At 52.1% G+C, this 13,100-nt stretch carries 10 protein-coding genes; 7 read left to right on the top strand and 3 right to left on the bottom strand.

The window, feature by feature from the left end:
- Positions 1 to 37: 37 nt before the first annotated feature.
- The 7 genes from secY (at position 38) to GM557_RS06765 (ending at position 4,908) form a co-directional block, all read left to right on the top strand.
- Positions 38 to 1,411, top strand: a complete 1,374-nt coding sequence (gene secY, locus GM557_RS06795) for a preprotein translocase subunit SecY (protein WP_155573625.1) — start codon at positions 38 to 40, stop codon at positions 1,409 to 1,411.
- A 2-nt stretch (positions 1,412 to 1,413) separates the two neighbouring features.
- A complete protein-coding gene (locus GM557_RS06790) occupies positions 1,414 to 1,992 on the top strand; it encodes an adenylate kinase (protein ID WP_370513449.1) in 579 nt (192 codons plus the stop codon).
- Positions 1,993 to 2,197: 205 nt separating this feature from the next.
- Positions 2,198 to 2,575 (top strand): 30S ribosomal protein S13, encoded by a 378-nt coding sequence (rpsM, locus tag GM557_RS06785; protein WP_099026814.1) that lies wholly within the window; start codon positions 2,198 to 2,200, stop codon positions 2,573 to 2,575.
- A gap of 50 nt (positions 2,576 to 2,625) precedes the next feature.
- Entirely contained in the window at positions 2,626 to 3,018 is a 393-nt protein-coding gene (gene rpsK, locus GM557_RS06780; RefSeq protein WP_043557862.1) for a 30S ribosomal protein S11, read from the top strand.
- A gap of 141 nt (positions 3,019 to 3,159) precedes the next feature.
- Positions 3,160 to 4,179 carry a DNA-directed RNA polymerase subunit alpha gene (locus tag GM557_RS06775; RefSeq protein ID WP_155573624.1) on the top strand — a complete coding sequence of 340 codons (1,020 nt, stop codon included), beginning with the start codon at positions 3,160 to 3,162 and terminating at the stop codon, positions 4,177 to 4,179.
- A gap of 44 nt (positions 4,180 to 4,223) precedes the next feature.
- Positions 4,224 to 4,640 carry a 50S ribosomal protein L17 gene (gene rplQ / locus GM557_RS06770; RefSeq protein WP_155573623.1) on the top strand — a complete coding sequence of 139 codons (417 nt, stop codon included), beginning with the start codon at positions 4,224 to 4,226 and terminating at the stop codon, positions 4,638 to 4,640.
- 100 nt (positions 4,641 to 4,740) lie between these two features.
- Positions 4,741 to 4,908 (top strand): hypothetical protein, encoded by a 168-nt coding sequence (locus tag GM557_RS06765; protein ID WP_155573622.1) that lies wholly within the window; start codon positions 4,741 to 4,743, stop codon positions 4,906 to 4,908.
- 68 nt (positions 4,909 to 4,976) lie between these two features.
- Here GM557_RS06765 and GM557_RS06760 read toward each other — a convergent pair whose 3' ends face one another.
- The 3 genes from GM557_RS06760 to GM557_RS06750 form a co-directional block, all read right to left on the bottom strand.
- The gene (locus GM557_RS06760; RefSeq protein ID WP_155573740.1) at positions 4,977 to 6,497 is read right to left on the bottom strand and encodes an efflux transporter outer membrane subunit; all 1,521 of its coding nucleotides are present in this window, start codon (positions 6,495 to 6,497) and stop codon (positions 4,977 to 4,979) included.
- A 123-nt stretch (positions 6,498 to 6,620) separates the two neighbouring features.
- Positions 6,621 to 9,902, bottom strand: a complete 3,282-nt coding sequence (locus GM557_RS06755; protein ID WP_370513448.1) for an efflux RND transporter permease subunit — start codon at positions 9,900 to 9,902, stop codon at positions 6,621 to 6,623.
- Positions 9,899 to 13,087 (bottom strand): efflux RND transporter permease subunit, encoded by a 3,189-nt coding sequence (locus GM557_RS06750; protein ID WP_266137858.1) that lies wholly within the window; start codon positions 13,085 to 13,087, stop codon positions 9,899 to 9,901. Before GM557_RS06750 ends, GM557_RS06755 begins: the two co-directional genes overlap by 4 nt.
- Between the last annotated feature and the right edge of the window lie 13 nt (positions 13,088 to 13,100).

The following is a 13,100-nucleotide window of genomic DNA, read 5'->3' as shown; positions in this document are numbered from 1 at the left end:
ATGTGCGGTGACGCTGTTTTCATGAAAGGACGGGGAGATGGCTTCAGCGGCAGAACAGTTGGCCGGCAACCTGAATATGAGTGCCTTTTCTAAGGCGACAGAGCTCAAAAAACGGATCTGGTTTACATTAGGTGCATTGATTGTTTATCGCCTTGGCACGTTTATCCCTGTGCCGGGGATTGATGCTTCTGTGTTGGGGCAGCTTGTTGGGGAAAATCAGGGTGGCATCTTGGGCATGTTTGACATGTTCACAGGTGGTGCTTTGGGGCGTATGACGCTTTTTGCCCTTAACATTATGCCCTATATTAGTGCTTCTATTATTATTCAGCTGCTTTCAACGGCGTTGCCTTCTATGGAAGCGTTGAAGAAAGAGGGTGAATCAGGGCGTAAAAAGCTTAACCAATATACGCGGTATCTCACGGTGCTTATTGCCGTGGTACAAGCTTATGGCTTCGCCATGGGGTTAAGTAGCATGCATACAAAAACAGGGTTGAGCGCGGTTATTTCCCCCGGTCCGACCTTCCTTGTTTCTTATGTTGTGATGCTTGTGACGGGGACGCTGTTCCTTATGTGGTTGGGGGAACAGATTACCTCACGTGGGATTGGGAATGGGATTTCTCTCATAATTTTCTCCGGTATTGTAGCGAATTTACCACATGCGCTTAATACGTTGTTCGAGCTAGGAAGAACGGGGGCTTTGTCGCCGCTCTTTGTGGTGGCCTTCCTCATTTTAGCTCTGCTGGTTATCGCTTTTATTGTGTTTATGGAGCAAGCGCAGCGGCGTATTGTTATTCAGTATCCTAAACGGCAGGTGGGTAACCGTATTTATGGCGGGGATTCCACACATATGCCGCTTAAGGTGAATACAGCAGGTGTAATTCCCCCCATTTTTGCGTCTTCTGTTTTGCTTGTGCCGGCGACTTTGTCGGGCTTTATGCATAATAATGGTGGCATTATGGGGCGTGTGGGGCAGTGGCTCTCCCAAGGGCAACCGCTTTACATGGCGTTTTATGCTTTCATGATTGTGTTTTTCTCTTATTTTTATGCAGCTGTGACATTTAATCCTGAGGAAACAGCTGATAATTTGAGGAAGCAAGGCGGGTTTGTGCCGGGTATTCGTCCGGGGGCTAATACGGCGCGTTATTTTGATCGTATTTTGTCACGCTTGACGAGCATTGGCGCGGCCTACATGGTGCTGGTTTGTCTCTTGCCGCAGTTCTTGATCAACAAATATAATGTACCGTTTTACTTTGGTGGGACGAGCTTGATTATTATCGTATCGGTCACGATTGATACGGTTACGCAGGTGCAATCTCATTTGGTGGCGCATCAATATCAAGGGCTTATCCGTAAGCAGCGGGAGCGGGGTAGCCGTGGGCGTAGTCGCGTTGGTCGGGAAAAACGGAGGTAAGGGTGAATATCATTCTTCTTGGTCCCCCCGGTGCGGGAAAGGGGACACAGGCGAAGCGTCTCGAGAAAAATCGTGGCATGAAGCAAATCTCTACAGGGGATATGCTGCGTGCTGAGGTCAAGGCGAAATCTCCGATTGGTTTGGAGGTTAAGGGTTTGATGGAGAAGGGGCATTTTGTGCCGGATCCCATCATTGTTCAAATGATTGAGAATCGTATTGAGCAGCCCGATTGTGCGAAGGGGGTCATTTTAGATGGTTTCCCTCGTACAGAGCCTCAGGCAGAGATTTTGGATTCTATGCTCAAAGAGCAGGGGCTCAAAATTGATGCGGTGATTTTGTTAGAGGTGAGTGAAGATGCTCTTGTAAAGCGTCTTTGCGAACGTCAGCATGATGATGGCTCCCGCCGTGCGGATGACCACCCAGAGGTGATTCATTCACGTCTGAAGGTCTATCGGGAGCAAACAGCCCCTATTCTGCCTTATTATGAGGGGAGAGGGTGCTTAAAGCGCGTTGATGGGATGCAAGATGTTGATACGGTTGGGGCGGCGATTGACGCTATTCTCGACCAATTAGCGTCTTGATATGTGAGTCGGTCACGAAAAAGTGATCTTTATTATTTGACTTGTCTGGCAGGGCAGTATATTCGCCCAGCATAAGGTGAACGTATCGAACCCCATGGCGGGGTTGGAATCGTTCTTTGGGGACTGATGCCGGTGAGCGGCCATGGTCCGTCAGACAAAGATTTTTGGCAACGCGGCTTTGGGCCGTGTGGATGGGAGAATTGGCGTGGCACGTATTGCCGGCGTAAACATTCCGACCAACAAACGGGTGGTCATCGGTCTGCGCTATGTTTATGGCATTGGTCCGTCGAGCGCACAGGCAATCTGTGCAAAGCTCGGCATTGATGATGCTAAGCGCGTGAATGAGCTTTCTGATGATGAGGTCACAAAGATTCGTGACCTGATTGACAGTGAGTACCGTGTAGAAGGTGATCTCCGTCGTGAGACGGCGATGAATATTAAGCGTCTGATGGACCTTGGCTGCTATCGTGGTCTGCGTCATCGCCGTGGTCTTCCGGTTCGTGGGCAGCGTACGCATACAAATGCGCGTACTCGTAAGGGTAAGGCTGTTGCCATTGCTGGTAAGAAGAAGGCAACGCGCTAATAAGCGCGTTCTCTTTGACGCTTTTGCAGATTTAGTAGGACAAGCATATTATGGCCAAGGCTGCCGCACCGCGTATTCGTAAGAAGGAGCGTAAAAACATCATCTCTGGTGTTGCTCATGTTCTTTCGACCTTTAACAACACGATGATCACGATTGCTGATGCTCAGGGCAATGCGATTGCATGGTCTTCCTCTGGGGCTCAGGGCTTCAAGGGGTCTCGTAAGTCCACACCTTATGCGGCACAGGTTGCTGCTGAGGATGCTGGCCGTAAAGCCCGTGAGCATGGCATGGAAACGTTGGAGATTGAGGTCTCTGGTCCTGGTTCAGGGCGTGAGAGTGCTTTGCGTGCTTTGCAGGCCGTTGGTTTTACAATTACGTCTATTCGGGATATGACGCCAGTACCCCATAATGGTTGCCGTCCCCGTAAGCGTCGTCGCGTTTAAGGCGGACAGTGTATTTGGCTGGGTTGGTTGTCACGATTGGATGGTGCAACCAATCTGAGCTTTGGTAAGTTCGTACCGCACGACATGTGCGGGCCTGGTACCGCCAGAATGGCGGGCTTCGTTGTTTGAAAGGCCATGATCTTGGTTCTCCAGAAAAATTGGCAGGCTCTCATCAAACCGGAGAAGCTTGAAGTCGAACCCGGCCCAGTTCCTTCCCGCATGGCGACCATTGTTGCTGAGCCGCTTGAGCGTGGCTTTGGGCTGACGGTGGGGAATGCTCTGCGTCGTATTCTTCTTTCATCTCTTCAGGGTGCTGCTGTTACGGCCATCCAGATTGATGGGGTCTTGCACGAGTTCTCCTCTGTAGCAGGTGTGCGTGAGGATGTGACCGACATCGTGTTGAATGTGAAGCAGCTTGCTTTGCGTATGCACGGTGAGGGGCCAAAGCGTATGGTTCTTGCTGCGACAGGGCCGGGGGAAGTTACAGCTGGGCAAATCCAAACAGGTCATGATATTGAAATCATGAACCCAGATTTGGTTATTTGTACGCTGGATGATGATGTCAAATTGGGCATGGAGTTTACGGTGAATATGGGCAAGGGCTATGTCCCGGCCTCTGCAAACCGTCCTGATGATGCTCCGATTGGCTTAATCCCCATTGATGCGATTTACTCTCCCGTGCAGCGTGTCTCCTATAAAGTGGAGCCGACTCGTGTGGGTCAAGTTACTGACTATGATAAATTGCTCCTGAGTGTTGAGACGAATGGGGTGGTTACGCCGGAAGATGCCTTGGCATTAGCCGCGCGCATCATGCAGGATCAGCTTCAGCTCTTCATCAATTTTGATGAGCCGCGCCCGGTTCAGAATGAAGAGCCACAAGATGACTTGCCCTTCAGCCGTCATCTGTTGCGTAAAGTGGATGAGCTTGAGCTTTCTGTGCGTAGTGCAAACTGCTTGAAGAACGACAATATTGTTTATATTGGCGATCTCGTGCAGAAGAGCGAGCAGGAAATGCTTCGGACTCCGAATTTCGGTCGTAAGTCGCTGAATGAGATCAAAGAGGTGCTAACAGGCATGGGCCTTTCGCTAGGGATGAATGTTCCTGCTTGGCCGCCGGAGAGCATCGAGGATCTGGCCCGGCGTCTCGATGAGACCTTCTAAAAAGCCCCGGCTGGGAAGTTCGGGCAAAGGATTAGGGAAAGAAAATGCGTCATAATCTGAGCGGACGTAAACTTGGCGTCACCTCCACTCATCGCGCGGCTATGTTCCGTAATATGGCTGTCGCACTCATCAAGCATGAGCAAATCTCCACAACGCTGCCAAAAGCGAAGGAGCTGCGTCCTGTTGTTGAGAAGCTGATCACCTTAGGCAAGCGCGGTACGCTTCATGCACGCCGTCAGGCTTTTGCTCAACTGCGTGACGATGCTATTGTGAGCAAGCTGTTCTCTGTTCTGGGGCAGCGTTATGCAAACCGTGCTGGCGGTTATAGCCGTGTGCTGAAGGCCGGTGTGCGTTATGGTGATAATGCCGATATGGCTGTGATTGAGCTGGTGGACCGTGAAGTTGCTGAAAAAGGCAAAGATAGCGGGCCAGTGCAGAAAGAAAATCAAGAAGCAGCTTGAGCTTTTTCTCCAATAGGAGAATAAAGGAAAGGTCGGTGCTTTTAGGCATCGGCCTTTTTTCGTGGGTTGAGCGTAACCCCTTAGAAAAGCAGGTGTAGCCATGAGTTCTGATCTGATAAATGCATGCCACTCTATTCTGGGGCTTGTAAGGGATGTGATGGAAGACCTCGTGATGGATCATCCATGGGGATGGACGGGGTTAGCCTTCATTGTGGGGTTGCTTTTCGGGCGGAAAAAGATGGCTAGCCGTGAGGAGGCTTCCTCCTAAAAAGGAGGCGGTTGCGTAAAAAAAGGGCGTCCCTGTAAGAGGAGACGCCTTTTTTTATGCGTAAGGTTTTAGTTTTTATCTTTTTGGATGAAGCTGGGGAGGAAGGGATTATCTGTTTGTAAGGAGGCCTTGCTGGGTAGCTTGCTTCTATTCCATCCCCCACCTAGGTCTGTGATGAGGCGTAGTGTGCTGATGACGCGCTGTTGTTGGATTTGCAGCCGCATTTCTTCATATTGTAGGGCCGTTTGTTGGGCCGTGATGACGGTGGTGTAGATTTGTGTCCCGGCAAGATATTCGTTCATAGAGACGGTGACGGCCTCTTGTGCGCTGCGTAAAGCTTGCTCTTGGAAAGTTATCTGGTCACCAAGATAATGTAGGTTCGAAAGTTGGTCCTCGGTATCTTGCAGAGCCTTTAGCACCACTTGGCGGTAATTGGCTACGGCACCGTCATAATCGGCTTCGGCTTCCCGCACAGCAGCGGAGCGCGCGCCGCCTTCAAACAGGGTCTCATTCGCTGCGGCCCCGAGGGACCATGTGCGTGTGGCAAGTTGGATGAGATGTTGGATGGGGTTACCGCTATAACCATAGCTGGCTGAGAGGCTAATTTGTGGGAAGAAGGCCCCAATCTCATAGCCGATTTCAGCATTATAGCTTTCCATTTCCCGCTCGGCTTGGGCGATGTCGGGCCGCCTTTGGAGGAGGTCAGAAGGTATGAAATGAGGAATTGTTGGTAAGGTAAAGGGGAGAGGGGCGTGTGGAATTGTCACATCGGCTGGGGGATGACCTGTTAAGACAGCAATAGCATGCTCATATTGCGCACGCGTTACACGGGCACCAGAGAGACTCGCTTGAGTTGATTCGTATTGATAGCGTGCCTGAAAAATGCTCGTAGGGTCTGCTACACCGGCTGCATATTGGTTATTGAGGATTTCGAGGTTATGCAGATAGAGGCGGACATTGCGGTCGTAAAGGTCAATTAAGCTATCCTGATAGCGGAGATTCATATAGTCGCTTGCTAATTCTAGCTCGTAAGAGAGGCGCATATTGGCAAGCAAAGCGGCATTGGCTTGCGTTGAAGCTACTTGTTGTTGGATTTGGCGACGAATCATGCCCCATACGTCAATGGTCCAGCTTGCACTTGGACCGGTGGCCCATGTGTTGGTGGTTGTGACGAAGGTATGGGGGCTCTCAGGGAGCCCGCTTGGGGTGCGTCTTCCGCTAGAATTACGATTAAAGCTGAACTTGCCGTTAAGGGTAGGAAAAAGGCTAGCGCGAACGGAATCAATCATCGCACGGGCTTTGCGATATTGCGCCTCATATTGCTTTAAGCTTTGGTTAGAGCGGCTAACCTCTTCTTCTAATTTATTTAGGGTTGGGTCGTTAAACACTCGCCACCAATCACCTTTGGGTAAGGTGCTGAGGTAAGGATTGGCTTTTTCCCATCCGGCAGGCGGGGGAGCTTCTTTAAAGCGGGGTGAAATAATGGCTTGAGGCATATCGTAATCCGGCCCGACCATACATCCGCTTAGAGTAAGGCTAAGTCCTGTTGTTAGGATGGCAATTGAAAGGGTACGAGAGGGAAGAGGCATGATAATCCGCAATAAGACGAAACAAGCAGCGATATAATGAGACATGCTATACCAGCAGAGGCTTGCATAAAGGTAGTCATTACTTTTTTAGATTTGTAAAATCTACAGCCATATCACTGCGTGTTAGTCGGCTTTGGGGGAATGGTGAGGCATCCAAGAGCGCATGTGTTGGCTTAGTCTGTCTAGGGAGAGATAAGCTACGGGGGTGGTGTATAGGGTCAGGAGTTGGCTTAGGCAGAGGCCACCGAGAATAGCGAGGCCGAGCGGTTTACGCATCTCGCTCCCATAATCCCCGCCGATGAGCAATGGGACAGCCCCTAAAGCCGCGGCGAAGGTTGTCATCAAAATAGGGCGGAAGCGTAACCGGCTTGCGGTCATGATGGCTTCTTGTGCGGATTTGCCATGCTGGCGGGCTTGGATGGCAAAGTCGATCAGCATAATGGCGTTCTTTTTCACAATGCCGATGAGCAAAATAACACCGATGAGGGTGAGGAGGGAGAAAGGCTGGCCAAAGAGGGTAACAGCCAGCAAGGCCCCTACGCCGGCTGAAGGCAGGGTGGAGAGGATTGTTAGCGGGTGGACTAAGCTTTCATATAAAATACCGAGGACGACATAAACGGCTATTAACGCGGCGAGAATTAGGAGCGGCTCTCGGCTTACAGATTTTTGCAAACTGGCTGCATTGCCAGCGAAGCCACCTTGAATCTCGCGTGGGAGATGGAGTTGCACCATGGCTTGGTTAATTGCGGTAATGGCGTCCCCTAAAGCGGCACCGGGGGCGAGGTTGAAGGATAGAGTTGTCGCGACAAACTGGCCTTGATGATTAACAGCGAGGGGGTCATTGACCTGTTTTAAGGGGCCAAGCAGAAGAAGGGGGACCATAGTCTCACTGCGTGTTGTAACGGCAGAGCCATTAGAGGCGGACTTACCTCCTGCAAGGGCATTAGCAACAGAGTTTAGATAAGAGAGCTGCCCTTCGGAGAGTGATGCGCTGGAGGTGTCATGCGCACGGACACGGATATTATTGGTGGCATAAGCCCCGTTGGCTGTACCGCCTGTTACACTCACACGCATTTGCGTGAGGAAGTGCGGGTCGGACCAGAAGATGGGTGCGGCCTCCATAATGACGCGATATTGATTTAATGGCTCATAAATCACAGAGGCTGCGCGTTGGCCAAAAGCGTCATAAAGTGCGTTGCTGGCGAGCTGCGGGGTAATATTATAGCGGGCTTCTACATCGCGTGTGAGGGCGAGGGTGATGCCACGGCCGCCTTGCTCCATATCAGAGGTTACATCAGTGAGTATAGGCAAGTGTGAGAGGGCTTCAACTACGCGTGGGGTCCATTGGTAAAGCTCCTCGGCAGAGTTGCCCTGTAAGCTATATTGATACGCCCCATCAGTTGAGCGCGCGCCCCCGCCGATGAGGCTCGGTAGGCGGAGGCGGAGGGATAGCCCGGCTTGGTGAGAAAAAAGATGGTTCAAGCGATTAATCGTGACAGAGATATCATCCTTGCGTTCTCTCTTCGGCTTGAGGGTAATGAACATATTGACCGAATTAGAGGAGCGTTTGCCTAACCCCCCAATCGCACTAATGACATCAGGGTCTTGGGCGAGGCGTTTTTCGGCCTTAATGGTGAGGGCCTGCAACGCATGGAAGGAAATATCCTGGTCTGCCACAAGCCGCCCCATAATCATACTCTGGTCCTGCTGGGGGAAGAGCTCCTTGGGCAGGGAGGTAAAGAGCCAACCGGCGAGAAGGAGGCTGAGCGGTAGGGAGAGGAGGACGAGTTTTGGATGGGCCATCACAGCGTAGAGCGAGCGCATATAGCCTACGGTGAGGCGTTGGAAGCCATAATCCAGCTTATGGCTACACCATTTTAGGCTGGTGTGGATTATCCCTGTGGAGGTGCGCGCCTGTTTATGCTCTTGCAGAGCGAGAAGCTGGGCACTGAGCATGGGGGCTAAGGTTAGGGATAACACCATCGAGACACAAAGTGCGATGATGATTGTCATGGCAAATTCATGAAAGAAAAGGCCAGAAACCCCTTCCATCAGCAAGATGGGGAGAAAAACGACAATCAGCGATAAAGTGATGGACATGACGGTAAAGACGACCTCCCCCGTGCCGTCTATGGCCGCTTTATAGGCAGATTTTCCCATTTCCTGATGGCGTGTGATGTTCTCCAGCACCACAATGGCATCATCCACAACAAAGCCTGTGACGATGGTGAGAGCCATTAGCGACATCACATCAAGCTGATAGCCTAGCAGCTTCATAAAGGCGAATGTGGTGATGATGGAAGCGGGGACGACAAGCGCAGGGATGAGGACAGCTACCCCATCGCGTAGGAAGAAAAGAACGACCAGAACCACTAACCCTACAGCGAGGATGAGGGTCCGTTGTGTATCAGCCAGTGAGGCGCGAATGGTGACGGAGCGGTCAAGCTGGAGGTCCAAACGTGTATTACCCGGCAAAGCTGTGCGGAGGAACGGCAAACGTGCTTTTAGCCCGTTGGTCGTTTGGATGATGTTAGCCCCACTTTGAGGATAAACGGTGCAGATAATATCTGGCTGACCATTTACATAACCTGCTTGGCGGAGGTCTTCCGCACTATCAACGACATCAGCGACATCGGAGAGGCGGACAGGTTGGTTATTGCGATAGGCGATGATGAGGGAGCGATAGGCACTTGCTTGTGTGGCTTGGTCATTCGTAGCGAGGATGAAACGCTGATTATGGCTCTCGATAAAACCTTTGGGCGTATGGGCGTTAGCAGAGGTTAGAGCAGCGCGAATATCCTCAAACCCAATCCCATAGCGGAAGAGCCGTAACGGATTAACCTCCACACGGACAGCGGGTAAGGCACTGCCGCGAATATCGACATTGCCAACACCCTCTACTTGGCTAAGGCCGGGGAGGACGATGTTATTGGCGAAATCATAAAGCTGCTGAGGGGTACGGGTTGAGGAGGTGAGCGTAAGGACCATGATAGGCGGCCCATTCGCATTGGCCTTCATATAGCTAGGGTCGCTGCGGAGGGTTGTAGGCAAGTCTTGCCGTGCAGCGCGGAGGGCTGATTGGACATCGCGCGCGGCCCCATTAATATCGCGTGAGAGGTCAAATTGGAGGAGGATGCGGGTTTGATTAACGGTGGATTGGGAGGTCATTTCCCGCACCCCCGCAATGGCCCCCAAATGACGCTCTAAAGGCTCGGCGATGGTGCTAGCAATTTCAGACGGGGAGCCGCCGGGTTGGTTGGCAATCACCATCACCACAGGGTAATCGACATCGGGTAAGTCCGAGATGGGAAGATAATGATAGCCAAGGCAGCCTGCAAGAATCATCGCCAGCGTCATGAGGAGCGTGCCGACGGGGCGACTGACAAAGAGGCGAATTAACCTCACGGGGTTTGCGCAGGATGTTCAGATTTATGGAGGTATTTTTGGACAACCCCTCGCACCTTCAAGCTACAAGTGTTCATAAAGAGATAAATCACCGGCGTGGTAAAGAGCGTCAGCAGTTGGGAGAGCATCAATCCAAAGACAATCGCCACGCCCAGCGGGCGGCGTAATTCCGTCCCTGTGCCGCTGCTGAGGAGGAGGGGGAGTGCCCCAAAAAGGGCGGCGAGTGTTGTCATCAAAATCGGGCGGAAGCGGAGCAAAGCGGCTTGGCGTATGGCCTCAATGGGGGGGAGGTTATCTTGTCGCTCCGCTTGGAGGGCGAAGTCGATCATCATAATCGCGTTTTTCTTGACGATGCCGATGAGCAGCACAATGCCGATAATGCCCATAATATCCAAGGGCATCCCAAAGCCATAAAGCCCTAGGAACGCCCCAATCGCAGCGGAGGGGAGGGTAGAGAGAATGGTGATAGGGTGAATGAAGCTCTCATACAGCACGCCTAGCACGATATAGACCGCTACAATCGCAGCAATGACGAGGCCGAGCTCATTGCCCAGTGCATTTTTAAAAGCAGCAGCCGTGCCTTGGAAAGCGGTTTGGAAGGTGCCGGGGAGGCCAATCTTCTGGCGGATATGCTCAATGGCGGTTGTGGCCTCTCCCAGCGCATGATGTGGCGCGAGATTGAAAGAAATTGTCGTGGCGGGGAATTGCCCATAATGCGTGATGAGCAAAGGCGAGGTCAGCCGGCTTAGGCTGGTGACTTGCAAGAGCGGTACTAACCCAGAGGTCGGCTGGCGTGTTGGCCCGCTCGTGCTGCCTCCTGCCTCGGAGGCGATACCCGGTAGATAAAGCTGGGAGAGAGAGCGTTGGCTCTGTTGGAAGCGCGGGTCAGCCTCCAAAATGACACGATATTGGTTGGATTGTGTGTAGATGGTGGAAACCTGCCGTTGGCCAAAACTATCATAAAGCAAATTATCGACCGTCTGTGGGGTGATGGAATAACGCGCCCCATTGGTACGGTCCAGCGTAAGCATAGCCGTTAGACCATCCGCTTGGAGGTCGGAGGTCACATCATTGAGGGAAGGCTCATGCTTGAGGGCGTCAAGAAAACGCGGCACCCAGAGGGAGAAATCGTCATAATCGGGTGTTTCAAGCATGAATTGATATTGCATGGCTGAGACGGATGTCTCCAGCGAGAGGTCTTGGACGGGCTGGGTGTAAAGATGCGTGCCGGGGAGGGCGCGTGCTGCGGCATTAAGCCGGGCTTGTATGGCATCAAGGGAGCTTTCTCGTTTTTCTTTGGGCTTTAGATTAATGAGAAACCGGCCGGAATTGAGGGTCATATTTTGCCCATCAATCCCGATAAAGGAGGAGAGGCTCACCACATCAGGGTCTTGGAGGATGAGCCGTCCGAGTTCAGCTTGCCGTGTTTTCATGCCCTCAAAAGATATATTAGCCGGCATGACGGAAATCCCCTGTATGACACCGCTATCTTGGGAGGGGAAAAAGCCTTTCGGTATGCCCCATGCGAGCAGACCGGTCATGAGAATACTCGCTACGGCGACAATGAGGGTTAATGGTTGGTGGCGAAAGACAATCTCTAAGCCGCGATCATATTGGGTGATGAGCCAGTCCATCATCTCTTGCATGAAGTCGGCAAAGCGTGTGAGCCAATGTACTCTCTCCTGTGGCGTGCTGTTGGGTTTGTGGCGTTCACTTAGCATACGCGCGCACATCATCGGCACGAGGGTGATGGAGATAAGAGCCGAGAGGGAGATAGTGATGGCCAAGGTCATCGCGAATTCATGGAAGAGACGCCCTACCACATCGCTCATAAAAAGCAGCGGGATAAGCACAGCAATTAGTGAGACTGTGAGTGAGATGATGGTAAAGCCAATCTCTTTGGCCCCTTTAAGGGCGGCTGTATAACGGTCCTCGCCTGCTTCTACAAAGCGGGAGATATTTTCAATCACCACAATGGCATCATCCACCACAAAGCCGGAGGCAATGGTAAGGGACATAAGGGAGAGATTATCCAGCGAGAAGCCCAGCAAATACATTGCCGAGAGTGTCCCAATTAGCGAGAGAGGGACAGAAAGGCCGGGGATGATGGTCGCAGGGATATTGCAAAGAAAGACAAAAATCACCCCCACAACGAGTAGCATCGCCAAGATAAGCTCTAGCCCAACATCATGAACAGAGGCGCGGATGGTGGTGGTACGGTCTGTTAAGGGGACAATATCAATCCCCGGTGGGAGGTCTTGTTGTAAGCGGGGGAGAATGGCGCGTACATTATCAGCCACGGCAATCACATTCGCGCCGGGTTGGCGTTGAATATTGAGGATAAGAGCCGGGGTTTTATTAGCCCATGCCGCAAGCTGGTTATTTTCGGCCCCCTCCACAACGCGCCCAACATCTCGTAAGCGGATAGGCCCGTTATTTTGATACGCAATGACCTGATTCATAAGTTGTTCAACGGATTGTATTTGCCCATCAATGCGGAGCGAGGTCGCATGATGGGGGCCATCGAACGTCCCTGTAGGGGAGTTGACATTCACCGTGCCGATGATGGTGCGGACAGTATCTAGCGCGATGCCGTATGAGGTAAGCTTAGGGATGTTGATTTGTATGCGATAAGCCTTGCGGTTCCCCCCGGAGAGGGTCACCAACCCCACACCGGAGATTTGGCTTATCTTTTGCTCTAAGCGTGTGTTGACGTAATCTTCCACCTCCGGCAGCGGCAAGGTGCGGGAGGTGATGCCGAGCGTCATGATGGGTGTATCAGCGGGGTTGACCTTGGCGTAAATCGGCGGGGCGGGGAGGTCATTAGGCAGGAGAGAGCCAGCATTATTGATGGCGGCTTGCACTTCTTGCTCGGCAATATCCATCTTCATGTCTAAGCCGAAGCGCAATGTGATGACAGAGGCCCCCCCAGAGGATTGGGAGGTCATTTGGTCTAACCCAGCCATCTGCCCTAATTGTGTCTCTAGCGGGGCTGTGACAGAGGTACTCATCACATCAGGGCTGGCACCGGGGTAGAAGGTCGAAACGGTGATGGTAGGGTATTCGACCTCTGGCAAAGCGGAGAGGGGGAGGAAATGATACCCTAATAACCCAGCCAGCATAATGCCCAGCATCAGCAAGCTGGTCGCAACGGGGCGTTCGATAAAGAGACGAGAAGGATTCACAGGCTCACAAGCT

The sequence above is a fragment of the Bombella sp. ESL0385 genome (assembly GCF_009725755.1).
GTDB lineage: Bacteria > Pseudomonadota > Alphaproteobacteria > Acetobacterales > Acetobacteraceae > Bombella > Bombella pollinis.
This window is presented reverse-complemented; position numbering and strand designations above follow the sequence as displayed.